Below are 25779 nucleotides of genomic sequence, written 5' to 3'. Positions count from 1 at the left end.
GATCTTATTCGACTATCTCGATTGACTTATGGTTTCCCAGATGCAATCTTTATCTTCAACAGAAATTATTTATCCAGAAAGTGACGGTAAACCGATGGCGGATAATACCAAACAATTTCGCTGGATTGTTGTAATTCAGCAAAATTTAGATTGGATGTTTGCAAATGATCCTAATGTATTTGTCGCTGGAGATTTATTTTGGTATCCAGTGGAAGGAAAACCTCGAATTGTGACCGCCCCTGATGTAATGGTGGTGGTGGGTAGACCCAAAGGAGAACGGGGTTCTTATCAACAATGGCTAGAAAATAATATCGCCCCCCAAGTTGTGTTTGAAATCCTTTCTCCGAGTAATTCTACGGTAGAAATGGATAAAAAGTTATTGTTTTATGAACGATATGGCGTTGAAGAATATTATATTTATAATCCTGATTCAGATGAATTACAAGGATGGATACGCCATGAAGAGGGACTGGAAATTCTGGAATCTTTAAATAATTATATTAGTCCCTGTTTAGGAATTCGGTTTGATTGTTCTGGGGAAGAATTAAAAATTTATCGCCCGGATGGGGAGAAATTCTTTTCCTATATTGAGATTAATCAAATGTTAGAGGAAGAACGCCAACGTGCAACTCAATCAGAAACAGCATTAGCAGCAGAACGGGAACGAATTGAAACAGTTGAAACGGAGTTAGAAGCCGAAAAAATGCGATCGCAACGATTAGCAGAACGCTTAAGAGAAATGGGGATTAATCCTGATGAACTCTAAGGATTATTAATATTATTCCCCCATAATATGTACCACTAATTCACGGGTATGACGATGGCGTCGATGTTCCCAAAGATAGATTCCTTGCCAGGTTCCTAATAATAATCGTCCTTGGGAAATGGGGATTTGTTCAGAGGTATGGGTGAGAACAGTTCTAATATGGGCTGGCATATCATCTAAGCCTTCTGCATCATGAATATAATAATTACCTTCAGGAACTAATTTCGATAAAAAATTCTCTAAATCCCGTAACACATCAGGATCAGCATTTTCTTGAATGATTAAACTGGCGGAAGTATGTCGTAAAAATAAATGACAAATTCCGATTTTTATCCCCGAATTTTTAACAACTTCTTGAACATAATGGGTAATATTAGAAAATGATTTACCACTGGTCTTAATCTCCAAGATTTCTTGATAATATGCCATAATCCAAACTCGTAGTAAGCCCTTCAGGGCTTTAGCTTTTATATTCTAAAGGCAATTCAAAAGATAGTCAACAACCGCTTGAGCGATCGCTTCATTGCCATTTTTATCTAATCTTTCCGAAAGGTGAGGTTGTTGGAGGGGTTGATTGATAAAATCCCAATTATTTTCAAAAAAATCACTAGCTGTGATAATTTGATGCACCCCATAATTTTGTAACCAGTCTAATAAAACCGGGGCTTCGGCAAATCCATCTCTGGTTAAAGAAATTAAAGGGATATCTAAGCGTAAAGCTTCCGCAAAGGTACTATATCCCGGTTTAGAAATAACTTGTCCACACAAAGGCATTAAATCCACCGGACGCAAATGAAATAAATGGGAATGAATATCCGGTAATTGCAAAAAATTACTCACTTGAACTAAATTCGGGAAAGAGGGTAAATTTACATCAAAGGTAATAAAAGTATAATCAGAATATTGTTCAAAATTATGAACTGGAATCGCATTTAATCCTAAACCGCCAAAGGTTAATAAGATAGTTTTTTCAGGAGGAGTCGTAATTCCTAATTTTTCTCTCAAAGCCTCTAAATTAAACCGAGGATTTCCCCCCGTTAAACCGACATCAATGGTATGGGGAAAAGCCGTCATCGGTTCATGGAGAGGAAAGCGAAATAAGCGATCGCACTGACTAAAACAACCCGAAATCCAATCCGCTAATTCCATAAACTCTTCCCCCCAATCTCGATAGATAAAATCCCAACCAAAATTCCCCATCATCCAACAGGGAATTCCCGCAGATGAGGCGATCGCAGAAGCTAAGGGAGGAATATCTGCTAAAATTAAATTAACTTTATTTTGTTTAATAAAACTGACTTCCCCGGCAATAATTGAACGGTCTTGTTGGCGAATTTGTTGCCATTGCTGTAAGGTTGCGGCTTGATCCATTGTTAAACTATCAGGCTGCACTACTCCCACATCAAAAGCACGGGGACGGACAATAAAATCCCCCTCCAGATAAGATTCTAATAACCATCGAGGTGCTGTTGTCACCAGAATTAATAACACATCAGGACAACGCTTTTGAATTTCATTGGCAACGGCAGCAGATCGCACAGCATGACCAAATCCATGATTTGTAATCGCTAAATAGACGGTAGGTCTTGACATGGAGGTAAATTTCAAGTGAACAGTTCCTCAATTTTGGCATGAACTCAAGGGTCAGGTGTGAGGGATTCTCAACAATAAAGCCTCAATACTCAAGGGTCAACCGAAACCCGATAAAATAAGGATCACCAATTGAGGCTGCTGTAATGAGTTCTTTCGGAACTAGCTAATATAGGTAAAAGAAAGTCCTTAACCAGACAAAAGACCTTGAAAACGTGAGTTGTGACAGGTGATGAAGGGCCAATTGAATGAAATTCTGGACAAAAAGCCTGATGTCCAGGCTTGTGGTCTACTTTTTACTGTTATCTGTAGTAACCGTCTTCTGTGTGGGGGCCATCGCCTTTCAAAGCGCCAAAGCCTCTATTCAACAGTTGGTGTTTGACCGATTGGAAGTGACGGCTACCCTGAAAGAAGAAGCGTTAAATCTATGGGTGGAGAACCAAAAAAATGCAACCGTTTCTTTAGCACAATTACCCGATCTCAAAACAGCCGCAGCGATTCTATTGACGGTGGATGCGCGTTCCCCCCAATGGAGGGATGCCTATACTCAAATTAAGCAGTATATGGCTTCTGCTCTAGCGGCCAAACCAGACTTAAAGAAAGTGCAGCTTTTGAGGGCTAAGGACGGAAAAGTTATTTTTTCGACCAATCCCCAATTTGAAGGCCAATATCGGTTTAACGAACAATATTTTAAAGAAGGTCGTTACCATACTTTTGTACAAAATATTTATTTTTCGTCGATCACCAATAAACCCACTTTAACCATTGCCACACCCATTATTGGACAAGATCAGAAGGTCTTTGGGGTGCTAGTCACTCATCTAAACCTGAAAAAAATGGAAGAAATTGTTTTTGATAAAACCGGTTTAGGTAAGAGTGGGGAAACTTATTTAGTGGATCGATCTCAGAGGTTTGTCACCGCCGAAGGTTTTGGTCGAAAGGACTTTCCGGCTGAGATTCATAGCCGGGGAATTGAAGCGGCGTTAGCAGGAGAAGACGGTCGCAAAATCTATTTAAACTATGCAGGAATTCCAGTCATTGGGGTTTATCGGTGGTTAGATCAACGAGACTTAGCATTATTAGTAGAAATGCACCAATCAGAAGCCGATGCACCAGCCCATCGATTGGCTTGGATTATTTTATCAGTCGGATTAACTTCGGCGGTTATTTTAGCTCTAGGAGTCTATATTTTAGCTCGACAAATTACTCGTCCCATTTTAGCAATTACTCACACGGCAACTCAAGTATCGGATGGAGATTTAACCTTAGTCGCGCCAGTAACAACCGATGATGAAATCGGACAATTAGCGATCGCTTTTAACCGAATGACTCGACAATTACGCCGTCTTTATGCAGGTTTAGAAGAAAAAGTTGCCCTTCTTCAGCAGAAAGAAGCTCAATTACGAGACAGCTTCACCCAATTAAAAAAAGAAAAACAAACCGTTGAAGCTCAGAAAACTCAATTAACCCAAGCCTATCAAGAAATTACCCTACTCAACCAACGGCTTAAAACCGAAAATTTGGATTTAATGACGGAATTACGGGTACAAAATCAACGACTCTATCAACTTTTAGAAGCGATTCCATTAGGAGTTGTGGTTGTGGATGCAACCGGAAAATTATACTATACGAATCAAGTGGTTAAAGAGTTATTAGGAAACAAAGTTTTCTTTTCTGATCCTCCTTTAAAATTGAATATTTATTCTAATTCATCCTCAGATATTAAGAAACCCTATCCCTTAGAAAATTTACCTATTTTTAAAGCTTTGCATGAGGGAATTGGCAGTGTTGATCAATTAGAAATTCAATATTTAGAGCGGATTATTCCCTTACAAACTTGGGGAACCCCAATTTATGATGAATGGGGACAAATTGCCTATGCCATTGGCGTGTTTCAAGACATTACAGAACGCCGACGAGCCGAAGAAGAACGGCAACGGTTTATTGAAGAAATGTTTGAGATTAATTGTAATTTAGAATTAGCCTTAGATGAAGAAGAACAATTAACGGATGCGGCGGGTCGATTTGTTCCGAATCAATTTTTATCGTTTTTAGGCTATGAAAGTTTAGTGGATGTTAAATCGGGGGATGCGGTACAAAAAGAAATGTCGATTTTATTTTCAGATATTCGTAGTTTTACCCAACTGTCTGAACGGATGACTCCTGAAGATAACTTTAAATTTATTAATGCCTATTTATCGCGGATGGAACCTGCGATTACAGAAAATCGAGGCTTTATTGATAAATATATTGGCGATGCGATTATGGCACTGTTTGGAGGGAGTGCTGATGATGCCGTCAAAGCTGGAATTTCAATGTTACAACGCTTGTCAGAATATAATCTCACTCGTCAACGTCCTAATCGTCCTCCGATTACAATTGGTATTGGAATTAATACGGGGGATTTAATGCTGGGGATCGTGGGTGGACAACACAGAATGGATAGTACCGTTATTAGCGATGCTGTAAATTTAGGGGCTAGACTAGAGGAATTAAGTAAACGTTATTGCATCCCTTTATTAATTAGTGAACATACCTTTTTGCGACTGGAAGATCCCAATATTTATTCCTTCCGTGTGATTGATAAAGTTAGGGTGAAAGGCAAATCAGAAATGGTATCAGTTTTTGAAGTTTTTGATGCTGATCCGCCCGATTTATATCGCAGAAAAGTGGCAACAAAAACGTTATTTGAACAAGCCTTAACCCTCTATCATCTGGAAGCCTTTCCTGAATCGGCTCATTGTTTTGAAACCTGTTTGCGGGAAAATCCATCGGATCAAGTCGCTCAAATTTATTTACAGCGTGTGCTGCAATCTTTCTCAAGGTAATCTGCATTGTTTCCACAGGATCAGCAAATTCAGCTTGAAAGAAACAGAAAAGGAGTTAAATTTTAGACTGGGAGGATCTAGATTAATTGTTTCTTGACAGCTTGTACACAAGTTCAGTAATCTAGGTCTAAGATTTCAATCGGGAAGTTGACAACCGTTCACCAGACTGCTTTATGGGGTTAGATTGTTTACACTCACCCTAGACCAGTTACACTTAGAGATTCGACTCCCACTGTTTTAGTGCTTTTCCCTAAATTTATTTATTTTACCTTCGTTTACTTTTTGTAAAAAAGTAAAATGATTAGCTCAATAGCCTTTTGTTTGTTATCACTTAAAGAATTTATGACCGAGATTTTTGGCGACTTTGTTGAAGTTCCTCCCGTCAGTAACGAATTTCTGATGATTGGTTTCTCTCCCTATTCCATGCCACTCAAACAGCGTTGGCGGAACAATGAATTGTCAGCTAATTTTATGGCTGATTATGTAACAACATTTTTTCCCAAAAGTGAATATGATCAAGCGACTTCATCTCGACAAAATGAAATTAAAAGTTCCGTTAGTTTTATTGCAAATGAATTATTAGAAAATGCGATGAAATTTAGCGATGATACAGTCAATCAACCTATTAGTATTCAACTGTATTTAAAAACAGATAGACTAATCTTTGTTGTTGTGAATAGCATTACTCCTGAAGCGGTTAAGCCCTTTAAAGAATTTATTGAAAAACTCATAAATTCTGATACTGAAACATTGTACATTCAGCAAATTGAACAAAACTTAGAAAATGATACCCAGTCGGGTTTAGGGTATTTAACCATGATTAATGATTACTTCGCTCGATTGGGATGGAAATTTGAAACCATTCAAACAGAACCTAAAATTGTCAACGTCACAACAATGGTTCAACTTGCCATTTAAACTTTAAAATTCCACGTTTAATTTACCTCTAAAAAATAAGGATTATAACAATGGTGATGAAAGAATTTAAAACGGAAGATTATCAAGTGAGCTATGAGAGTAATACCAATACCATCACTTTATCAGGTTCATTGCGTTTGAGTGGACTTGAAGATACTAATCCTGTGATTAAGTTACTGAATGATATTTTGGTAGAAGAACCCGCCCTGATTACCCTGGATCTCCAAGAGTTAGAGTTTTTGAATAGTTCAGGGATTAATATGCTGTCTAAATTTGTTATTAAAGTTCGTCAAAAAAAAGAAATGGGATTAATTATTTTAGCCTCTAATACAATTCCCTGGCAGGGAAAATCCCTAAAAAATTTACAACGATTAATGCCGACTTTAGAACTCAAGATTAAATAATTTCTTTCATTTCCATGACCCATGAAGGCTAAAGGCTAAACTAAAGTATTTATTTATAGACCAGAGGGATACTTTAAAGATGCAGCAAACTACCCCCCACTCAGTCTCTGAACTGTTCTTGGAAATGCAAAAACTCTCTCAAGAGTTAGAAACCTTGAAACGGGAAAAGTTGGATTTAGAAATTTTATTAGAAGCAACAACCGTTCATGCTGATTTAGTAGAATCTCAATTATATGAATCCAACCGACAATTGCACTTAGAAATCCGAGAGCGAAAACTGGCTGAAGCTAAATTAAAAGCATCAGAACGTCAACTTAGAAGCTTACTGGAAACGGTCAGCCAAGCCAATCATGATCTGAGAATTATCTTGGAAACAGCAACGGCTCATGGAGATTTTATTGAAGAATATACTCACAATCTTAGCATTCGAGATCCCTTGACTGGTTTGTTTAATCGGCGTTATCAGGAAAAATCCTTAGACCGTCATCTCAAATATGCCCAGGAATATCAGCAAGTCCTCAGTGTTATTATGATTGATATCGATAATTTTAAAAGGTTTAATGATAAATGGGGTCATCAAGTCGGAGATGTGGTTCTACAGGAAATCAGTCAATTTTTGATTGGCAATATTCGTCAATCAGATATAGCTTGTCGATATGGAGGGGAAGAATTAATGCTGATTTTACCCAGAACGTCTTTAGAAGAAGCTAAAATTTTAGCAGAAAAACTGCGTTTAGGAGTTGAAAGATTGAGGCTAGAAAAGCATGACCCATTTTGGGAAAATCTGACAATTTCTTTGGGAATTGCGACTTTTCCCGTCCACGGATTATCGAGTTTGCAAATCGCTGAATCGGCTGATGCCGCTTTATATCAAGCAAAAGCTAAAGGACGAAACTGTGCGATTACCGCCACTGAACTCTTGCTATAGTTAACTCATCCAATTGGAATAGGATGAATTTTAAATGTATATTAAATTTAGACAACTTTCCTTATTATTTCATCCTTTAAGACTAGCATAAATTAATGGAAAATGATCCTTGTTCTGAAAAACAACTACTGGACTGTATTTACGAACTCCGCCAGAAGATTAAAACCCTGAAGCAGGAAAAAGCTGATCTAGAAATTTTATTAGAAATTACGACGGCTCATGGGGATTTAGTAGAAGCTCAATTACAGAAATCCTATCAACAACTAAAAGCAGAAATTCACGAACGTCATTTAGCGCAAATGAAACTCCAAGCTTCTCAAGAACACCTGCAATCGTTAGTTGGTTTATTACGTCAGGAAAAAAATGATTTAGAGTTAATTTTGGAAACCACGATTGAACATAGTAATCTGGTAGAAGAAAGCTTACATTATGATAGTATTCATGATTCCCTAACAGGATTATTTAATCGCAGATATTTAGACACCGTATTTCCCCAGGTACTCAATTCAGCACAAAAGGTGCAAGAATGTTTAAGTATTTTAATGACAGATATTGATTATTTTAAGGATTTTAATGATAAGTTTGGTCACAAAGCCGGAGACATTGTTCTGAAATTGGTGAGTAAAACGGTACAAGATGTTCTCCGTATTTCTGATATGGCTTATCGCTATGGCGGTGAAGAATTTGTCTTTATTTTACCGAATACCAATCTTCAAATCGCTCAAATGATTGCTGAGGGAATCCGCCTCAAAGTTAAAAACTTACAACAGGAATATTCCTATAATTTTTTAGAAGGAATTACGGTATCTATTGGAGTTGCTGGATTTCCTGATCATGGAAACTCCTGTGATCAGTTATTACAACTAGCAGATATCGCTTTATATCAAGCTAAAAAACAGGGACGAGATCGGGTTATTGTCGTTGATACTTCAAATGCTAATTTATTTTAAATTGCTGTTTCCATTCTAATAAAATTCCTCGACATTGAAGACAAACTAAATCCTTGAGTAACGCTTCAATTCCCTGAGTTGTAATCGGGTAAATTGCTCCAATTTGTTCGGGATTGATAGAAATATTCGGTAAAATCTCAGCCATAAATCCATATAATTTTTGGTTAGAAAAAGAACTATTAATTGCCCATCCCTCATGATTTAAAGTGAGAATTTTAGCAATTTCATGAGATTGAATTCCTAACTCTTTTTGGAGAATCAAGGGAACCGCTTCTAAAGGTGTTTGTTCTGAGGAAACTCGTCCTCCTGGAAAATCAAGTGTGGTTTTTCCGACCCCCGGACGATACATAGGTTTAGGCAAAATCAAGGTTTGATTCTGAATCGTTAAAATCACAACAGAATCAGCTTTTTCCACTCGCCAATAGTCTACAATTTTGCCTTGATCATCTTGTAATTGTTCCGCAATTACCGTTACCCAAGGAGAACGAATCTCCGCTAAAAGTTGAATAACTTTCCAAGGAGACGATGAGGGGTGATGATTTTTGATCATTTCATCCTGATTTCATTTTTGAATGTCAAACTAAAACTGAGGAGTTTACCTCTGAGATTAACTCCGCTTTTATTCTAACAGATTCACCTTTCCATTCTGAATTTTTAACCCAAACTCTATGAGATTTAACCCTGACTTGTTATCTTCCCTTCTCGGAATTTCCCTGACCTTAAGTTTAGGTGCTTGTACAACAGTTGAATCCTCTTCTAAACCGATTAATTCTTCAACAGCAACGCCTGTTAGTTCTGAAACAATCCTCAGTCAAAATCATGGCATGAGCATGGATTTAGGCCCTGGGGATGTTGAGTATGATTTACGCTTTATTGATGCCATGATTCCCCATCATCAAGGCGCTATTAATATGGCTCAACAAGTTCTCCAAAAATCGACTCGTCCTGACGTTAAAAAATTAGCCGAAGACATCATTAAAGCTCAAGAAAAAGAAATTGCTCAGATGCAGGAATGGCGGAAAACGTGGTATCCCCAAGCAAAAGATGCCATTGCTTATCATGCTGCTATGGGTCATAGTATGCCCATGTCTTCTCAACAAATGGATTCAATGATGATGATGGCTGATTTAGGGGCGGCTGATTCAGATTTTGATCAACGATTTTTCACCGCGATGATTCCCCATCATCAAGGGGCATTAATCATGGCAAAAGATGCTCAAACCAAATCAAAACGCCCGGAAATTCAACAACTTGCTCAAGCTATTTTAACATCTCAAGAAGCGGAAATTAAGTTAATGCAGCAATGGTTAAATCAAGGGTTGAAGAAATAAATAGGCAATCGGTAAAGAGTTGGTAAAGCCGGATTTTTTAGGCAGAAAATATCCTAAACTATTGATAGGCGTCTGGATTCGCCGGATGTCTAAGGAGTTTAGACGACATGAAAACCCATCGATTCACAGCAAAATTGATCCCCCTTTTGGTTTTAAATGGTCTTATTCCTCCGGCGATGGCTGAAATGCCTGGGGTTTCTGGGGGTGTCATGGCTGTCCCTGGGGAACATCAGGGGCGTGCTGTCCCCCCTAACCAACTCTCGAATCTAAATTCCGCGCTATTTTTTCCGGCTATTCCTATTAATAATTCCCCCGTTTTTAGCCCTAACTCTGTCTCTCCAATGCCGGGGAATTTCATGCAAATTCCCAATCAACCGATGGGTGGAAATAATATTGTTTTACCGCCTAATTCTCCCTCTATGTTTTCAACCAGTCCCCTCTCACCTGCTCCCCATTCAATACCAGGAAATGCAGCACCCCAGCCTACTCCAGGGGGGAATGGTCATTTTGTTCAGTTATCAGGAATGGGACAAATGTTAAATTTAGAAGTCCCGGTTACAGCAACTCTGGCGAATGGGTCGGTGAGTCCTTTAGCTTTACCTGAATTACTAACAGGTTCTCCCTTTAATAGTCCAGCAAATCATGTGAGTGTGAATGCTCAAGGTCAGATGATTTTAAGTCATACTAACTCCCCAATGGAGATAACTTCTGGGCCGTTTTCAAATCATTCTCCGGGGATTTTGCAGTTGGATTCTCGATTAGTTCCTGGAAATGGTGCACCGGGAATGCCCCCGATGATGGGTTTTCCGGGCTTAAAAGACGTTAATTCTCAACAAAAATTAGAGATTCCTATTCGGGAAGTTAATAATTTAATCTTTAGTGCTAATCAAACGCAATTACAGGATAGAAATTGGGGGGGATTTACTGGCTTAGAGGAATTACGTCGGGATGAATTTGCCGAATATTTCGGTCAAGACGTGGTAGGTTTTTCGTTAACAACGGCGGATGCAGCATCGGTTTTAAAACGCATTTATCGAGAAACGGGAACCCATGCGGCGGTGGTTTATGTGATGTTGAGGAAAAATGATTTAGATGTGGTGGTGTTAACGGAAAATGGAAAACCGCAATTGAAACGAGTTGATGTTTCTCATGCCGAATTAATGGCGAAAGTTCAGGAGTTTAGAACTGGAATTACGAATCCACGAAATCGAAATTCTGAAAATTATTTATCAGCTTCTCAACAACTTTATCGCTGGTTAATGACTCCGATTGAATCTGAATTGAAAGCGGGTAATATTGAAACATTATTATTAAGTTTAGATGCTGGATTACGCAGTTTACCGATGGCTGCACTCCACGACGGCCAGCACTTTTTAGTGGAAAATTATAGTTTGAGTTTAATTCCGAGTTTGAGTTTATTAGATACTCGTTATCGTTCTCTGGAAAATACGCAAGTTTTAGCCATGGGAGCGAGTCAGTTTGTGGATTTACAACCCTTACCTGCGGTAGAAACCGAGTTAAATTTAATTACTAAACAGATGTGGTCGGGTCATGTGTTTATGAATCAAGCCTTTACGATTAATAATTTAATTCGTCAACGGCGAGATTATCCCTATCAAATTATTCATTTAGCGACCCATAGTGAATTTAACCCCGGACGTCCTGATAATTCTTTTATACAATTGTGGGATAAGGAACGATTGGGTTTAAATCAGTTAAGACAGTTAGGATGGAATAAACCCGCAGTGGAGTTGTTAGTATTGTCGTCTTGTCGTACTGCTTTAGGGGATGAACACGCAGAACTCGGATTTGCGGGGTTAGCCGTTCAAGCGGGTGTAAAATCCGCTTTAGCGAGTTTATGGTATGTTAGTGATGAGGGAACGTTAGGGTTAATGACTGAGTTTTATCGTCAATTACAGGGGTCTAAAATTAAAGCGGAGGCATTAAGAAAAGCTCAAATTAAACTTTTAAAAGGGGAGGTAAAATTAGAAGCAGGTTATTTACAACTCGATGAGAAACAAAAGATTCTGCTGCCGCCAGAACTGGGAAATTTACCGCCTCAAACTTTGACTCATCCTTATTATTGGTCAGCGTTTACTTTAATTGGCAGTCCTTGGTAAATATTTTGACCAGATTCTTGAATTTCAATAATAATTGTTGAAGTCGGATTCATGAATCGGTAAGATGAAGAGGGATTTTAACCCCAAAATTAGGTTATAAAATGGGTATTCTCTGATACTGACAAGAATATGAGCACAGATAAAACCGCACAAACCCCTATTTCCGAAGAAAGTACAACTCGGACACCGCCTTGGGGTCAGGTGAGTTTACTTGAAGAAGGCGATCGCTACCGAATTAATCGCATTGTCGTCAATCCAGGTTATCATATCAGTACCCAAATGCACTATCATCGCAGTGAACACTGGATTGTAGTAGCAGGAACCGCTAAAGTCGTTTGTGGGGGCGAGGAAACTTTACTGCTTCCAAAGCAGTCCACCTATGTCCCCATGAATACCCCCCACCGCGTAGAAAATCCTGGGGTGATTCCTTTGGTGATGATTGAAGTACAGAATGGCGAATATTTGGGAGACGATGATATTATTCGTTTTCCTGATGAAGACAGCAAACACAAAGGGAAAAAATAACTCGACAGAGGGCACAGAATGAGAGACAATTTCCCTGAGTCTATTCGATGTTCTCGTTGATTACAATACTCATGGATTTAAAGTCTCTCATTCGGGAAATTCCCGATTTTCCTAAACCTGGAATTTTATTCCGAGATATTACGACTTTGTTACAAGACCCCCAAGGACTACGGTATACCATTGATTGTTTAACGGAAAAATGTCGTCCTTTGTCTCCTGACTATATTCTCGGAATGGAGTCGAGGGGATTTTTATTTGGAATGCCTTTAGCTTATCAATTAGACGTGGGGTTTGTTCCTATCCGTAAACCTAAAAAATTACCCGCCGCCGTCTATCGGGCTGAATATGAATTAGAATATGGCACGGATTGTTTAGAAATGCACCAAGATGCAATTTCATCAGGACATCGGGTGTTAATTGTAGATGATTTAATTGCCACAGGTGGGACAGCAAAAGCGACGGCTGAATTAGTTCAACAAGCGGGGGCTACCGTTGCCGGATTTTGTTTTGTTGTGGAACTCACGGGTTTAAAGGGTCGAGAACAATTGCCCGATGTTCCGGTGATTAGCTTGTTACAATACGATTAATAATTCCAGGTTTTCCGTGACGTTATTTGCAGGTTATAAAAGGGGAAAATCCAGATGATGAGTGAAACATTGGTCTATATTGGCAAACGATTATTACAAGCTATTTTAACGCTATTTTTAGCCTCGGCTTTATGTTTTACCATTACTCAACTTGCCCCTGGAGATTATTTAGATAACCTCTCGAATAATCCCCAAATTTCACCGGAAACCTTAGACCAATTGCGGCAACAATTTCGCCTTGATAAATCGGCTTGGGAACAATATTGGTATTGGTTAGGGCAAATTGTTGGTTACGGCAATTTTGGCTATAGTTTTGCCAATCAACGGTCTGTTACTTCTTTGCTTTTAGAACGAGTTCCGGCTACGTTATTATTAGCCATTTTATCCTTAATTATCACTTGGGCAATTGGAATTCCGTTAGGCATTGTTGGGGCGGTTCATCAAAACCGTTTCATTGACCGATTTTTACAAGTGATTAGTTACGCCGGACAAGGCTTTCCCAGTTTCATCACAGCTTTATTATTATTGTTTTTAGCTCAAAAAACCTCCCCCTTATTTCCCGTTGGTGGAATGACCAGTATTAATTTCCCAGATTTATCCCCCTTGGGAAAAATAGCGGATATTGCTTGGCATAGTATTTTACCCACCTTAGCCTTAAGTATTACCAGTTTTGCTGGGTTACAACGGTTAATGCGGGGGCAGCTTTTAGATGTTTTACGTCAAGATTATATTCAAACCGCTAGGGCGAAAGGACTCCCTGAAAATCGTGTTATTTATATTCATGCCCTCCGCAATGCGGTTAATCCTTTAATTACATTATTAGGCTTTGAATTTGCCAGTTTATTAGGAGGAGCTTTTATTGCGGAAACCTTTTTTAATTGGCCGGGATTAGGTAAATTAATCTTGCAAGCCGTACAACAACAGGATTTATATTTAGTTATGGCGAGTTTAATGATGGGGGCGGTGATGTTAATTATTGGTAATTTATTAGCAGATTTACTCTTAAAAGCCGTTGACCCTCGAATTAAATTAGAAGATTTACGTTAAAATTTGAGGGTTTTCCATCGTTTCATTTTGTTTAAAAACGCTGAGGATTGTGTTAAAATGTTTTCAGAAGTTTATTATATTCTTAGAGCGAGATCTGATGGCCGTTATGTCACCGCCCGTCCTAACCCGGATAGGCCATCAAGTTATTTATTATTATTTTCAGAACAATTTGATGCCTTGGGTTATTTAAACAAACACGCGGGGGATTTGAAAGATAGATTTGCGGTAGAATCAATTACAGGTTCGCAAATTAAACCGATTTTACAGCGCTGGGGTTTTGCGGGAATTGGTATGATTAAAGATCCCCTTTTACCCCATATTGAATTTATCCAAGTTCAACAAAATTAAGAGATTATTGAAATTGAAGTCAGAAACCGTCTCATCCTCTAATATTTGAGTATCCCCCGAAGTTGCGCTAACCTATCGCTGTTGAAATTCCCAGGGCTGAAATTCACGTCTGAAACTGTTGTCTGTTCTGGGTTTGAGGTCTGTTGAGGGTTCAATGGGGTTGTCGCAGTTCTTAAACGCTATATCTGAAGAGGGTTTTAGCGTTTTTTGATTTTTGCCTCTTGCTAAGTCGATGGCTGAAATGGTATATTCAGATCAAGTTGGCGCGATCGCACCTTGAAAACCTCATAGATTAAGGCTCTCAGAAGCCTGCGGTTGAAATCAGCTATAATCCCTTTCAGGGATTGAAACTCTCCGTAGCGTTAACAAATCTATTCCTTCTCAAGTTGAAATCAGCTATAATCCCTTTCAGGGATTGAAACAGAACAGAGGCAGAGAGACTTAGAGAAGTTTGAGCAGGCAGTTGAAATCAGCTATAATCCCTTTCAGGGATTGAAACGATTTTTGCCATTAATCCAGGGAAGATTTGAGTCCAGTTGAAATCAGCTATAATCCCTTTCAGGGATTGAAACGGGTAAGGATGGAGCGTTATTAGCGTTAAAAAATGATCTAGTTGAAATCAGCTATAATCCCTTTCAGGGATTGAAACAGAAGGGTATACAGAGATGTATCGGAAGCACTACAGTTGAAATCAGCTATAATCCCTTTCAGGGATTGAAACTTTCTTAATTCACGTCAATATCAAGATACCCCGAAGGAATTATTGTTGAAATCAGCTATAATCCCTTTCAGGGATTGAAACTGAATGATGATAGGATTGAGGATTTTGTTAGAGGGGCGATGGTTGAAATCAGCTATAATCCCTTTCAGGGATTGAAACTAAAAAGTCGTCAATCTATTTATGACTGGTGTGAGTTGAAATCAGCTATAATCCCTTTCAGGGATTGAAACCTTTGGTTTGGTGAACAGATAGAAGATGTTGAACCCGGTTTGTTGAAATCAGCTATAATCCCTTTCAGGGATTGAAACTGGATCAGTGGATCAGTTTTCAAGGGGAGGGGTGGGTTGAAATCAGCTATAATCCCTTTCAGGGATTGAAACCATTCATTGGGGGTAAGGATGAGAGAGTTAATGGTTGAAATCAGCTATAATCCCTTTCAGGGATTGAAACTTTTGTTTCAAATTTAACCCTCTCAACCATCAATAAAGGGTTGAAATCAGCTATAATCCCTTTCAGGGATTGAAACTTCGGAAGTTATAAAAAAAGCATACTCAAACCCCCCGCGTTGAAATCAGCTATAATCCCTTTCAGGGATTGAAACCTTCCAGTAGACGGGAAAGATAGCATCAACCGTTATAATAGTTGAAATCAGCTATAATCCCTTTCAGGGATTGAAACTCCACAAGGTGCAATAACTGTGATTAAACCGGAAGTTGAAATCAGCTATAATCCCTTTCAGGGATTGAAACGCTGGAGCGGCAGTGATCGCGCTTATCCGTTCCCCGTTGAAATCAGCTATAATCCCTTTCAGGGATTGAAACAACGGAACACTACACGGTAAAGGATCAGACAGATGAAGTTGAAATCAGCTATAATCCCTTTCAGGGATTGAAACTTTAACTGCCTGATGAACTTCTCTAAATTTGTCCTGTTGAAATCAGCTATAATCCCTTTCAGGGATTGAAACCCGATAGAACACTATGATACAGAAAGAGGTGATAACCCTAGTTGAAATCAGCTATAATCCCTTTCAGGGATTGAAACCCGAATACGTTAAATCCTGCTTTGTTCGTTTCTGTTGAAATCAGCTATAATCCCTTTCAGGGATTGAAACTGTAAGCGTTCTTTCCTGTCGTTGAAATACATGATTCCAGTTGAAATCAGCTATAATCCCTTTCAGGGATTGAAACTCTAATATTCAACCCTACTGGAAAATCAAACGCATTGGTGGTTGAAATCAGCTATAATCCCTTTCAGGGATTGAAACGCTTATGCCTGAGATAGCTAAGGGTAAGAGCGATAAGTTGAAATCAGCTATAATCCCTTTCAGGGATTGAAACATTTTTTTGAATAGAATCTAAATTGGTTAACTGTTGTTGTGTTGAAATCAGCTATAATCCCTTTCAGGGATTGAAACATTTTACTTTCTGGTATCCCTTGCTTATGAACAGGTTGAAAGTTGAAATCAGCTATAATCCCTTTCAGGGATTGAAACTAAAACTGACTCCGATACTGACGTAACTTCTATCTGTTGAAATCAGCTATAATCCCTTTCAGGGATTGAAACCAAAACTCCCGCCAGAAGCCAGCGAAGAACCGATCGTTGAAATCAGCTATAATCCCTTTCAGGGATTGAAACAATGGTGTAACTGTAGTCAATTTCAATTTGGAGGGTTGAAATCAGCTATAATCCCTTTCAGGGATTGAAACTCTCAAAAAGTATGAACCCCAAATTAATTCAGATCTTTTTGTTGAAATCAGCTATAATCCCTTTCAGGGATTGAAAGTGCAAGAAGAAAGCCCTGAAGGGCTTACTACAGAGATTGAAATTGACTATAATCTTTATCAGGGTATGAATAATATTTTAGGCTTGATTTTCCAAAATATCTAATACTGCTTTAGGCGATAACTTATCCTTAAACCATACCACAGGAACCGGGAGACGATTAATATTAATGCCAGCATTTTCTAAATTCAACCGTTCAGAAATCGCTAAAATTAAAGTATCACATCCAGAACGTTGAACCTGATAAAACTTCTTCTGTAAATATTCCGGTCGCCAATAGCCAATAATCTCTAATAAAAACACCCGTCCATCAGGATGAACTAACCGAAAATCAGGAATCATCACACTCCCCGGAAGGGGAATTAAATCCACTTCACGTTCTAATTTCCATTCAGTTTTTAACTTATTCCAACGTTCAGCAAAAGATTGTTCAATCATACTATCATAGGGTTTACCCGGTGGATAATGACTGACCAAACCGCAATCAGAATTTAAACTAAAATAACCCGTTCTCACCACACGAGTATAGGGGTCACGTTGTTGTAATTTCGCCTTTAAACTCCATTTTGTCACATGAAGTAAAGCCGGAATCATTTTAGCTAAAGATAAACCATAGCGGGTACTGGCTTTAAATAAACTGGTCGGCCCATCAATGGTTAAGGTAAATCCTTGATCTGCATCTCCTTCAATATACGTCATTAATTGGAATAATTTTAAATATCGAAATAATAATTTATATTCCCCTGGGTCATTGCGATAGGCGTTAATAATAATTTGACTCGCTTGATAGAAAATCCCCTGAACTTGAGATACATTATACCGATGTAATAACGCTTCTGGAGTGGGAGAATCTAATTGGGTTAAAATTCGATTTTCCTGTAAATCTGCATAAAGACCTGATAAAATTTGATGCGGTAAAACCTCTCGATTTAAGTCTTGGCTGAGTTGAGTTGCTACCTGTTCTAAGGTGTGTTCTGTCGCCGCCGAACTGGGGACAGTTTTCGCCGCTAATGCAAATACTTTTTGTCGTAATTCTACAGGTTCTAAGGGACTAACAACCTCAAAGGTACAAAAACTACTTCTTAATAAATGAGCTAATCCTCGTTTCAACCGATAGTCAGGACTATCCCCTTCAAATTCCTGTAATTTCTTATTCAGTTCCCCTTGGGTTTGATTCACAGATTCTTCAAAACATTGAATCACATCCGTTGCTAGATTGATATGTTTTGTATCAATATTTAAACGCAGGGGAATAACCGTTTCTCCCTGTTGTTTATAACTTAAAAGTTCAGAAGGTAGCATGATAAATTAAGGTTCCTAAATTCACAAGATGGTTGTAAAAAAATATATTTTTAAATCCTATCATAGAGTAGCCATACAAACACAGTGATTAACCAAAGCTGATGCAGAAAACCTAGAGATTAAAGTCTTTTGCTTCTTCCTGTTCCCTATTATATTCAGAATCTTCTGAAGTATTCCATTGTTCAGAAGATTCAGCAACCCGTTTGCTTTGAGAATTGCCGCGACCATATAGAGGAGTCGGTTGAAAAATATCTAATTGTTGATAACCAGAATTCGAGGCTTTTTTCGGAGGTAGGGGTTTAGATTTCGTTTCTCCTTTACGACGTTGGGCGGTACGTTCTTCGCTGGTATCTTCCGTAACCACTTCATACAAAATCGCCTGTTTATTGGGGGTATTTCCCTTGCGTAAAACTCGCCCTAACCGTTGAATATATTCCCGTTCTGATCCGGTTCCTGATAAAATAATTGCAATTTTAGCATCGGGAACATCAACCCCTTCATTTAAAACATGGGATGCAACCAGGGTTTTATACTCTCCTTCTCGAAATTTAGTTAAAATTTCATGGCGTTCTTTAATGGGGGTTTGATGAGTAATAGCTGGAATTAAAAAGGTTTGAGAAATTCGGTAAACCGTAGAATTATCGGCTGTAAAAATTAAGGTTTTTTCAGGATAATGTTGAGCGAGTAAATCAGCTAATATTCTTAATTTTCCATTGGTACATAATGAAATATCTTTCGCTTGTCGGTGGGCTAACATTGCCCGTCTTCCTAAAGGCGATCGCGCACTTAACATCACAAATTGTTTCCAGCCTTCTAAACTGGATAATTTAATATTATTCTCTTTAATAAATTCATTTCTAATTTTCATTTGTTCTTGATAAATTTCTCGTTCTTTAGGAGAAAGTTTAACTAAAATTTGGACAACTTTATGACTTGCTAATGCTCCTCCTGCTAACTGTTCCGGTGTTTTTCGATAAACGGTAGACCCAATTAAGATCGATAAATCGCTATGTCTACCATCAGAACGCTCAGGAGTTGCTGTTAGTCCTAACCGATAAGGAGCGAGGGAATATTCAGCAATGACGCGATAGAAATCCGTTGGTAAGTGATGACATTCATCAAAAATTAATAACCCATATTTATCGCCTAACGTTTCACAATGAATAGTTGCACTATCATAAGTTGCCACTAAAATCGGGGTTCTATCTTTCGATCCTCCCCCTAATAATCCAATTTCAATATCAGGAAAAGCTGCCAATAAATGGGCATACCATTGGTGCATTAAATCCAATGTGGGAACCACAATTAAAGTGCTATATCCCGTCACTTGCATGACTAATTGAGCTAAATAAGTTTTCCCAGAAGCCGTGGGTAAAACGACAACGCCTTGACTTCCTACCTGTTGCCAAGCTTCTAAAGCTTCCTGTTGATGAACATAGGGAGGCATTTCAAAACTAGGGGTTAATTCTAAAGTATTAAAACCCTGAGCTTGATCAATAAAATTAACCTGATTCTTGCGTAATGTTTCCACTAAGCTACGATAATAATAAGCTGGAATTCTAAATTTTTCCACCCGATCATCCCAGGTCGCAAAATCAATCCAACTTTTTCCCTGTGGAGGTGGATGTAATAATAATGTACCCCGATCAAAGGTTAATATAGGTGTACGAGGCATGAGTTTCTATCGTATGTTTCAGATCGATTCTGAATCTTGTTTTTTGACTAATAAATCAATATTAGAATCATTATAGCCATTTAATTGAAAATAAGATACAATTCTTAATATTCAGATTACTCAATCGAATTGAACTCACGCTTAATCAATCCCATTATGTTACTTCAACGTCATCAACGGATTAAATTAGACGAGACAGACGACTCTCTATTTTACTCTTTTCCTCGTTTTGTTACCCACGTCGATGAAGCCTTTATTGATCAGTTAACCACCCTCTATCGAAACCGTTTAAAACCCCAAACTCGCATTTTAGATTTAATGAGTAGTTGGGTGTCTCATCTTCCCAATGATATTGAATTTGCTCATGTTGAAGGACATGGGATGAACGAAGAAGAATTAGCAAAAAATTCTCAACTTGATCATTATTTTATTCAAGACTTAAATCAAAATCCTAAACTTCCCCTATCAGATCAAGAGTTTGATGCGGTTTTAATCTGTGTCTCAATTCAATATTTACAATATCCTGAAGCCATTGTCTCAGAAATTCATCGAATTTTAAAACCGGGTGGAATTTCCATTATTAGCTTTTCTAATCGAATGTTTTATCAAAAAGCGATCGCAGCTTGGCGAGAAGAAACTGAAGCCCATCGCATCGAATTAGTCAAGGGTTATTTTAATTCAGTCCAAATCAACAATTTACCCGGATTTAGTTCCCCAGAAGTTATTTCTAACCAATCTAAAACCCCTCTATTTATGCAAATGTTAGGAATGGGAGGAAGCGATCCCTTTTATGCGGTTATTGCATCCCGAAACTCTAAACCGTAGTGAGTCCTTTAGGACTCTAAACCGTAGTGAGTCCTTCAGGACTCTAAACCGTAGTGAGTCCTTCAGGACTCTAAACCGTAGTGAGTCCTTTAGGACTCTAAGCCGTAGTGAGTCCTTTAGGACTCTAAGCCCTGAAGGGCTTACTACTTAAAATTAACAAATATTATGAAACCTTATCAACAAATTACCATTCAAGACTGCGGTGAACCTCTCGTTAAGATTCCCTTAGAAAAATTTGCAATAGAAACTCCCCACGCTTATCAAAAATTAGGTGCGCCTTATCATCTTTCTGCGGTAGATTCTCCCTATTATTTAAGACAAAGTGTTTTAGAGCGTTTACTAACCGCACAATTGCTATTACAAGACAATTATCCTAACTGGAAAATCCTCATTTTTGATGCCTATCGTCCGGTAGAAGTACAACAATTTATGGTAGATTATTCTTTTAATCAGTTATTAAAAGAACGGGGATTAAATCAACACTCTCTTTCCGCAGAACAACACCAATCTATCTTAACAGAAGTTTATCAATTTTGGGCATCTCCCAGTTTAGATCCCACTACACCGCCCCCCCATAGTACAGGTGCAGCACTGGATATTACGTTAGTAAATGAAACCGGAAAATGGCTGAATATGGGGTCAGAAATTGATGAAATTTCTCCTCGATCTTACCCCAATTATTTTGAAAAGAGTTCAGACCCAACGGAACAAAACTATCATCAAAATCGTCAAATTTTATCCAAAGTGATGAAAACCGCAGGATTTCAACAACACCCCAATGAATGGTGGCATTTTTCCTGGGGAGATCAATTATGGGCTTGGTTAACGAATCAACAACCAAATAAGACCCCTATTATTGCCAAATATGGTCGATATCTGTGTTGAGAGTTGAGAGTTTAAGAACGAAAATAACGCAAATTTTGAATTTCTTCTAAACTCAATCCTGTTGTTCGACTGATGGTTTGATCATCTAAAATATTTAAAAGTTGACGAGCAATTTCTATTGCTTTTTCACGTTTTGCTTCATTTTGAGCTAAAGTAATTGCATTTTTTTGATCCTGTAAAAACAGTTCTCGTTTTTCAACTTCATCCAATTCTTCACGGGTTAAATTGGTTTGATTAGCAATTTGAAACGCCCGTTGAATTTGAGGAACACTTTCCAACGTTTCAGGAACAGATTCTAATAATCGAGCCTTTTGCATAAAATAAATCCATTTATCCGTTAACGTTTCTAATTCTTCTAAGGATTTCTGAAATTTGGGTAATTCCACAAACACTAATTCTAAGTCATTTTCAGAATAATTAAAGTTTTGAGTTTTTTCTTTAAATACAAACCGAGAAATGAGTTTATCAGTATTTTCAAACTCAATAAAATCAGTAATCGTTAAAGCAATAACAGGTTTTAAAAATCGATAGCCTTGTCCAGCATCTAATTGCAGCGAGTAGGTTTTTGCTGCATTATATAAAACTCGTTTGGTAAAGGCTTCTACATTTAAAACCTGCATCTCAATAATTACAATTTCACCCGTATTCAGTTGGGCTTTAACATCTAAATAAGTGTCCTTTAAACCCGTAATTTTGGGGGAAAGATAAGGATCAAAAATTTCTAAATCCTGAATGATAGGCTCCGAATTATAAACCAAAGCATTCAGGAAACTAATCAAAATATCCTTACTTTCTGATGAACCAAAAATTTTTTTAAAGGCAAAATCCGTTTTAGGGTTAATAAAACGCATAACTTTTATTCCTTGGTAAAAAGCTCAAGATAATCTGCATTAATGGGGGCAATATATTTCAAATTAGCCCGAACATAACACACTCCTGAATTAAACCGAGGGCCACCCGGATGAATACTTTCTACTTTTAACCAAGGTTGACCATTTTTAAGAACAATGGCATCTCCTTTACCATTATTAGAAAACAGGGCATTAATAATCGCCCCCGACACTAATTTAGCTTTAATCGTTCCTTCGGGAGTATTCCGACAGTTGAGAGATTCGGGGTCAACAACTAACCAATAAATATTATTATAAAGTCCTCGATTTCCTTGAACTTTTGCAGTCACAAAATCTCCTTTAGAATTCGCTTGGGGAACTTCAGCCATTTGAGCCATTCCCACGCTTGTAACTAATGTGAGAGTTGTAATGGCTGTTGTGATTCCAGAAACCAGTGTAGAAATGAATTTCATAATTTAGACCTGAAGCTATAAAACAATCACTGAAAGGCTATGAATAAGTTAACATCTTCAAAGATTGTAACTTATCCTACTTTAGGGTAAAATTCTTACTTATATTATATTCTTTTAGGATGAAATTTGATGCAAAATTAACTTATTGTGTAGTTTTGTTCTGAAAGATTAACCCTGAAACTGGAATCTACAAACGACCTCTTCCTCAACTGAAAACTCCCGATCAATTGAATTCCTTATGGTAAAATTTACAGATATAACGACTCATTGGGCTAAAGACAGTATTGAAAATTTAGCCAATAAAAACATCATCACGGGCTATCGAGATGGCAGCTTTAAACCCGATGCACCCGTCACAAGGGCCGAATTTGCCACAATGCTGATTAAAGCCTTTCCTCAACTTTTAGAGAATCGAGAACCCATCGAATTTAAGGATGTTTCGTCGCAATTTTGGGCCTATAGTGTGATTCAAAAAACCTATCGAACTGGGTTTATGAGTGGGTATGAAGACCAAAGTTTTAAACCCCAACAAAATATTCCCAGAGTTCAAGCCTTAGTCGCATTAGTTAAGGGATTAAATTATGAACCCACTCAATCTATTGTTAAAACCTTAAATCAGAGTTTAAATGATGCTAAAGATATTCCCAATTATGCGAGGACGGCTATTGCAGCGGCGATTGAATCTGGGTTAGTGGTGAATTATCCAGAGGTGAAACTTTTAAACCCCAATAAACCTGCAACTCGTGGGGAAGTAGCCGTGTTTTTTTGTCAAGCATTGCGTCAACAAAATGAACCTTTAACTATTCCAGAACAATATATTGTGAAACCGCCCATTATTTCCGTCCCGACTGGAGAATTAAGAGGAGTTTGGTTAACCAATATTGATAGTGATGTTCTGTTCTCTAAAAATGCGTTAACAGAAGCGTTTAATTTATTAGCAGAATGTAAGTTTAATACTGTTTATCCGACCATTTGGAATGACGGTTATACCCTTTATCCCAGTGTTTTAATGGAACGATTCACCGGAATTAAAATAGATCCAATTCCTGAATTAAAAGATCGAGATATTCTTCAGGAAATGATTCCTTTAGCAAAAGAACGCAACATGAGTGTGATTCCTTGGTTTGAATTTGGGTTTATGGTTCCCCCCAATTCTAAAATTGCCGAACTACGTCCCCATTGGATTACTTGTCGTCAAGATGGGACAAAAGGTTATCAAGAAAGTCAAGTTAATCAAGTTTGGTTAAATCCCTTTCATCCTCAAGTTCAACAATTTATTTTAGGATTAATCATTGAGGTCGTTAGAACTTATGATATTGATGGAATTCAACTGGATGATCACTTTGGTTTACCCGTTGATTTAGGTTATGATGAATTTACTGTTAAATTATATCAGAAAGAAACAGGTAATGCAACTCCTCCTGTGGATTTTAAAGAGGCAAATTGGGTGAGTTGGAGGGCGAAAAAAATCACGGAATTTTTAACTCGAATTTTCTGGGTGATTAAAGATTATAAACCGAATTGTATTCTTTCTTTATCCCCGAATCCTTATTTGTATGCTTATTCTCAGTTTTTACAAGATTGGAAAACCTGGGAACAGGAAGGCTATTTAGAAGAATTAGTCTTACAAGTTTATCGAGAGGATATGAATGGCTTTTTAGCCGATTTAAAACGTCCTGAACTCTTGGAAGCCAAAAGCCATATTCCTGTGAGTATTGGGATTTTAACGGGGCTTAGAATTAAACCGATGTCCTTTACAACGATAAAAGAACAAATCCAACTAACCCGCGATCGCAAATTTGCAGGAACCTCGTTTTTCTTCTATGAAACCTGGAAACAAATGATGACATCAGAAACCCAAAAAGCTGAATTAAAATCGTTATTTTCTCAAGGTTTAGAACGCCCAAAATTTGTTTAATGATCAACAACAATGATTAAAATTCGCCCTTATTTAGATCAAGATTGGCCACTAATTTGTCGTGTTCATGATCGCGCTCAACCTGCGGAATTTTTGGGATCTTGTGATTTAAGGGCGATGACCCCTCTAGCGCACAATCCCAATGCGAATCAAATTTGCTATATTTATGATAAATTTGTAGCTTGTAAAGGGAAAACAATTGTTGGTTTTGTTGCAATAGATCGCAACTGTATTGCTTTATTATATATCGATCCCGATTATCAAAATCAAGGCATTGGTAAACGGTTATTAAACTTAGTTTTAAAGCTGATTGGTTCCCCCGCTTATACAATTGTTATGGCTGGAAATCAACGAGCGATCGCATTTTATCAAAAAGCCGGATTTCAAGAAATTGGAAGCTTTAAAAGTCATGTTTCCGGTTATCCTTGTCAATTTATTCGTTTAATTCGATTAACCGAAAACATTGATCAGTTAATATAAACCCTCTAGTTGTAGTGAGGGCTTCAGCCCTCTATATAGTTGTAGTGAGGGCTTCAGCCCTCTAGTTGTAGTGAGGGCTTCAGCCCTCTTTATTATGATTGAATCCAGACAGCCCTGAAGGGCTGACTACATTTTATTAGGAAGGTAAGGTAAAAATAACACCTAAATATTCTCGGTAACTGCAAATGTGATCGCCTTGAATATCAAATACAATAGCGGCTTGATTTTGATAAGGTTTATCCCACATTTCACCTTCTGAAACCACTTCAAAAACCACCGTTGTTTCATTATAAGTTATCCGTTGTAACGTTAACGTTAAACTCTTTTTAAACACACATTCACTGGCATAATTTAAGAACTTGGCTAACGTTGTTTTCCCTTGATGTAAGCCTTTGTAGGAGCCCGCAGGAAAAGAAAAGGTACAATCTTCCATCACCATTTCTAAAAAAGGTTCCCATTGTCCAGTCACTAAACCTTGCTGAAGTCGATCAAACCCTTGTTGAGCAACAGCTAAGGTAGAAGAGGCTCCAGATTCCATAAAT

At 38.0% G+C, this 25779-nt stretch carries 24 protein-coding genes and 1 CRISPR repeat array; of the genes, 16 read left to right on the top strand and 8 right to left on the bottom strand.

Going from position 1 to position 25779, the window contains the following annotated elements:
- Window positions 1–28 precede the first annotated feature (28 nt).
- Entirely contained in the window at window positions 29–766 is a 738-nt protein-coding gene (locus tag H6G57_RS03650) for a Uma2 family endonuclease (RefSeq protein WP_190516054.1), read from the top strand.
- A 12-nt stretch (window positions 767–778) separates the two neighbouring features.
- Here H6G57_RS03650 and H6G57_RS03645 read toward each other — a convergent pair whose 3' ends face one another.
- A complete protein-coding gene (locus tag H6G57_RS03645; RefSeq protein ID WP_190516052.1) occupies window positions 779–1195 on the bottom strand; it encodes a secondary thiamine-phosphate synthase enzyme YjbQ in 417 nt (138 codons plus the stop codon).
- A 45-nt stretch (window positions 1196–1240) separates the two neighbouring features.
- On the bottom strand, window positions 1241–2359 hold the full coding sequence (locus H6G57_RS03640) for a glycosyl transferase (RefSeq protein WP_190516051.1): 1119 nt from the start codon (window positions 2357–2359) through the stop codon (window positions 1241–1243).
- Window positions 2360–2628: 269 nt separating this feature from the next.
- On the opposite strand from H6G57_RS03640, the gene H6G57_RS03635 reads away from it, so the two are divergent.
- From H6G57_RS03635 to H6G57_RS03615, 5 genes are all read left to right on the top strand, one after another.
- Window positions 2629–5184 carry an adenylate/guanylate cyclase domain-containing protein gene (locus H6G57_RS03635; protein WP_190516049.1) on the top strand — a complete coding sequence of 852 codons (2556 nt, stop codon included), beginning with the start codon at window positions 2629–2631 and terminating at the stop codon, window positions 5182–5184.
- Between the two features lie 342 nt (window positions 5185–5526).
- Window positions 5527–6102, top strand: a complete 576-nt coding sequence (locus H6G57_RS03630; RefSeq protein WP_190516048.1) for a DUF6272 family protein — start codon at window positions 5527–5529, stop codon at window positions 6100–6102.
- Window positions 6103–6152: 50 nt separating this feature from the next.
- Entirely contained in the window at window positions 6153–6506 is a 354-nt protein-coding gene (locus H6G57_RS03625) for a hypothetical protein (RefSeq protein WP_190516046.1), read from the top strand.
- Between the two features lie 79 nt (window positions 6507–6585).
- On the top strand, window positions 6586–7434 hold the full coding sequence (locus tag H6G57_RS03620) for a GGDEF domain-containing protein (RefSeq protein ID WP_190516045.1): 849 nt from the start codon (window positions 6586–6588) through the stop codon (window positions 7432–7434).
- Window positions 7435–7529: 95 nt separating this feature from the next.
- Window positions 7530–8384, top strand: coding sequence for a GGDEF domain-containing protein (locus H6G57_RS03615; RefSeq protein WP_190516043.1), 855 nt, complete (start codon window positions 7530–7532; stop codon window positions 8382–8384).
- Here H6G57_RS03615 and H6G57_RS03610 read toward each other — a convergent pair.
- A complete protein-coding gene (locus tag H6G57_RS03610) occupies window positions 8371–8934 on the bottom strand; it encodes an NUDIX hydrolase (protein WP_190516041.1) in 564 nt (187 codons plus the stop codon). The two genes, H6G57_RS03615 and H6G57_RS03610, sit on opposite strands and share 14 nt — an antisense overlap.
- A 118-nt stretch (window positions 8935–9052) precedes the next feature.
- On the opposite strand from H6G57_RS03610, the gene H6G57_RS03605 reads away from it, so the two are divergent.
- The 6 genes from H6G57_RS03605 to H6G57_RS03580 all read left to right on the top strand — a co-directional run bounded on the left by H6G57_RS03605 (window position 9053) and on the right by H6G57_RS03580 (window position 14342).
- Window positions 9053–9715, top strand: a complete 663-nt coding sequence (locus tag H6G57_RS03605) for a DUF305 domain-containing protein (RefSeq protein WP_190516039.1) — start codon at window positions 9053–9055, stop codon at window positions 9713–9715.
- A gap of 107 nt (window positions 9716–9822) precedes the next feature.
- Window positions 9823–11835, top strand: coding sequence for a CHAT domain-containing protein (locus H6G57_RS03600; protein ID WP_190516037.1), 2013 nt, complete (start codon window positions 9823–9825; stop codon window positions 11833–11835).
- 129 nt (window positions 11836–11964) lie between these two features.
- Entirely contained in the window at window positions 11965–12360 is a 396-nt protein-coding gene (locus H6G57_RS03595; protein WP_072720327.1) for a phosphomannose isomerase type II C-terminal cupin domain, read from the top strand.
- 71 nt (window positions 12361–12431) lie between these two features.
- The gene (locus H6G57_RS03590) at window positions 12432–12947 is read left to right on the top strand and encodes an adenine phosphoribosyltransferase (protein ID WP_190516036.1); all 516 of its coding nucleotides are present in this window, start codon (window positions 12432–12434) and stop codon (window positions 12945–12947) included.
- A gap of 54 nt (window positions 12948–13001) precedes the next feature.
- Complete coding sequence (locus tag H6G57_RS03585) at window positions 13002–13994, top strand: ABC transporter permease (RefSeq protein WP_190516034.1); 993 nt, start codon at window positions 13002–13004, stop codon at window positions 13992–13994.
- Between the two features lie 57 nt (window positions 13995–14051).
- Complete coding sequence (locus H6G57_RS03580) at window positions 14052–14342, top strand: hypothetical protein (RefSeq protein ID WP_190516032.1); 291 nt, start codon at window positions 14052–14054, stop codon at window positions 14340–14342.
- A gap of 314 nt (window positions 14343–14656) precedes the next feature.
- Window positions 14657–16922: direct repeats of the CRISPR family, unit length 37 nt; unit sequence GTTGAAATCAGCTATAATCCCTTTCAGGGATTGAAAC.
- Between the two features lie 5 nt (window positions 16923–16927).
- On the opposite strand, the gene H6G57_RS03575 is transcribed toward H6G57_RS03580, so the two are convergent.
- Together H6G57_RS03575 and H6G57_RS03570 are read right to left on the bottom strand one after the other, a co-directional pair.
- Window positions 16928–18151 carry a DUF790 family protein gene (locus H6G57_RS03575; RefSeq protein WP_190516031.1) on the bottom strand — a complete coding sequence of 408 codons (1224 nt, stop codon included), beginning with the start codon at window positions 18149–18151 and terminating at the stop codon, window positions 16928–16930.
- A 112-nt stretch (window positions 18152–18263) separates the two neighbouring features.
- Window positions 18264–19826, bottom strand: a complete 1563-nt coding sequence (locus H6G57_RS03570; RefSeq protein ID WP_190516029.1) for a DEAD/DEAH box helicase — start codon at window positions 19824–19826, stop codon at window positions 18264–18266.
- Between the two features lie 156 nt (window positions 19827–19982).
- Here H6G57_RS03570 and H6G57_RS03565 point away from each other — a divergent pair, with 156 nt between their 5' ends.
- Both H6G57_RS03565 and H6G57_RS03560 read left to right on the top strand, forming a co-directional pair.
- Entirely contained in the window at window positions 19983–20651 is a 669-nt protein-coding gene (locus tag H6G57_RS03565; protein ID WP_190516027.1) for a class I SAM-dependent methyltransferase, read from the top strand.
- A gap of 165 nt (window positions 20652–20816) precedes the next feature.
- Complete coding sequence (locus H6G57_RS03560; protein ID WP_190516025.1) at window positions 20817–21536, top strand: M15 family metallopeptidase; 720 nt, start codon at window positions 20817–20819, stop codon at window positions 21534–21536.
- An 11-nt stretch (window positions 21537–21547) separates the two neighbouring features.
- Here H6G57_RS03560 and H6G57_RS03555 read toward each other — a convergent pair whose 3' ends face one another.
- Window positions 21548–22387: an Rpn family recombination-promoting nuclease/putative transposase gene (locus H6G57_RS03555; protein WP_190516024.1), complete on the bottom strand. Its 840-nt coding sequence runs from the start codon at window positions 22385–22387 to the stop codon at window positions 21548–21550.
- A 5-nt stretch (window positions 22388–22392) separates the two neighbouring features.
- Window positions 22393–22839 (bottom strand): hypothetical protein, encoded by a 447-nt coding sequence (locus H6G57_RS03550; RefSeq protein ID WP_190516022.1) that lies wholly within the window; start codon window positions 22837–22839, stop codon window positions 22393–22395.
- 238 nt (window positions 22840–23077) lie between these two features.
- Here H6G57_RS03550 and H6G57_RS03545 point away from each other — a divergent pair, with 238 nt between their 5' ends.
- Both H6G57_RS03545 and H6G57_RS03540 read left to right on the top strand, forming a co-directional pair.
- Window positions 23078–24757 carry a family 10 glycosylhydrolase gene (locus H6G57_RS03545; RefSeq protein ID WP_190516020.1) on the top strand — a complete coding sequence of 560 codons (1680 nt, stop codon included), beginning with the start codon at window positions 23078–23080 and terminating at the stop codon, window positions 24755–24757.
- A 12-nt stretch (window positions 24758–24769) separates the two neighbouring features.
- On the top strand, window positions 24770–25237 hold the full coding sequence (locus H6G57_RS03540) for a GNAT family N-acetyltransferase (protein ID WP_190516018.1): 468 nt from the start codon (window positions 24770–24772) through the stop codon (window positions 25235–25237).
- A 136-nt stretch (window positions 25238–25373) separates the two neighbouring features.
- Here H6G57_RS03540 and H6G57_RS03535 read toward each other — a convergent pair whose 3' ends face one another.
- A complete protein-coding gene (locus tag H6G57_RS03535; RefSeq protein ID WP_190516017.1) occupies window positions 25374–25775 on the bottom strand; it encodes a nuclear transport factor 2 family protein in 402 nt (133 codons plus the stop codon).
- Window positions 25776–25779: the final 4 nt, after the last annotated feature.

This window comes from Planktothrix sp. FACHB-1365, from assembly GCF_014697575.1.
Taxonomy (GTDB): domain Bacteria; phylum Cyanobacteriota; class Cyanobacteriia; order Cyanobacteriales; family Microcoleaceae; genus Planktothrix.
Note: the sequence above shows the minus strand (reverse complement) of the source record. Positions and strands in the feature narration are given on the sequence as shown.

Coding starts and splice junctions, on each gene's coding strand:
- H6G57_RS03565 (WP_190516027.1), top strand. CDS start 19,983: ATGTTACTTCAACGTCATCAACGGATTAAATTAGACGAGACAGACGAC.
- H6G57_RS03595 (WP_072720327.1), top strand. CDS start 11,965: ATGAGCACAGATAAAACCGCACAAACCCCTATTTCCGAAGAAAGTACA.
- H6G57_RS03535 (WP_190516017.1), bottom strand. CDS start 25,775: ATGGAATCTGGAGCCTCTTCTACCTTAGCTGTTGCTCAACAAGGGTTT.
- H6G57_RS03615 (WP_190516043.1), top strand. CDS start 7,530: ATGGAAAATGATCCTTGTTCTGAAAAACAACTACTGGACTGTATTTAC.
- H6G57_RS03630 (WP_190516048.1), top strand. CDS start 5,527: ATGACCGAGATTTTTGGCGACTTTGTTGAAGTTCCTCCCGTCAGTAAC.
- H6G57_RS03610 (WP_190516041.1), bottom strand. CDS start 8,934: ATGATCAAAAATCATCACCCCTCATCGTCTCCTTGGAAAGTTATTCAA.
- H6G57_RS03640 (WP_190516051.1), bottom strand. CDS start 2,359: ATGTCAAGACCTACCGTCTATTTAGCGATTACAAATCATGGATTTGGT.
- H6G57_RS03620 (WP_190516045.1), top strand. CDS start 6,586: ATGCAGCAAACTACCCCCCACTCAGTCTCTGAACTGTTCTTGGAAATG.
- H6G57_RS03645 (WP_190516052.1), bottom strand. CDS start 1,195: ATGGCATATTATCAAGAAATCTTGGAGATTAAGACCAGTGGTAAATCA.
- H6G57_RS03625 (WP_190516046.1), top strand. CDS start 6,153: ATGGTGATGAAAGAATTTAAAACGGAAGATTATCAAGTGAGCTATGAG.
- H6G57_RS03575 (WP_190516031.1), bottom strand. CDS start 18,151: ATGCTACCTTCTGAACTTTTAAGTTATAAACAACAGGGAGAAACGGTT.
- H6G57_RS03650 (WP_190516054.1), top strand. CDS start 29: ATGGTTTCCCAGATGCAATCTTTATCTTCAACAGAAATTATTTATCCA.
- H6G57_RS03585 (WP_190516034.1), top strand. CDS start 13,002: ATGATGAGTGAAACATTGGTCTATATTGGCAAACGATTATTACAAGCT.
- H6G57_RS03590 (WP_190516036.1), top strand. CDS start 12,432: ATGGATTTAAAGTCTCTCATTCGGGAAATTCCCGATTTTCCTAAACCT.
- H6G57_RS03555 (WP_190516024.1), bottom strand. CDS start 22,387: ATGCGTTTTATTAACCCTAAAACGGATTTTGCCTTTAAAAAAATTTTT.
- H6G57_RS03570 (WP_190516029.1), bottom strand. CDS start 19,826: ATGCCTCGTACACCTATATTAACCTTTGATCGGGGTACATTATTATTA.
- H6G57_RS03580 (WP_190516032.1), top strand. CDS start 14,052: ATGTTTTCAGAAGTTTATTATATTCTTAGAGCGAGATCTGATGGCCGT.
- H6G57_RS03545 (WP_190516020.1), top strand. CDS start 23,078: ATGGTAAAATTTACAGATATAACGACTCATTGGGCTAAAGACAGTATT.
- H6G57_RS03550 (WP_190516022.1), bottom strand. CDS start 22,839: ATGAAATTCATTTCTACACTGGTTTCTGGAATCACAACAGCCATTACA.
- H6G57_RS03560 (WP_190516025.1), top strand. CDS start 20,817: ATGAAACCTTATCAACAAATTACCATTCAAGACTGCGGTGAACCTCTC.
- H6G57_RS03605 (WP_190516039.1), top strand. CDS start 9,053: ATGAGATTTAACCCTGACTTGTTATCTTCCCTTCTCGGAATTTCCCTG.
- H6G57_RS03635 (WP_190516049.1), top strand. CDS start 2,629: ATGTCCAGGCTTGTGGTCTACTTTTTACTGTTATCTGTAGTAACCGTC.
- H6G57_RS03600 (WP_190516037.1), top strand. CDS start 9,823: ATGAAAACCCATCGATTCACAGCAAAATTGATCCCCCTTTTGGTTTTA.
- H6G57_RS03540 (WP_190516018.1), top strand. CDS start 24,770: ATGATTAAAATTCGCCCTTATTTAGATCAAGATTGGCCACTAATTTGT.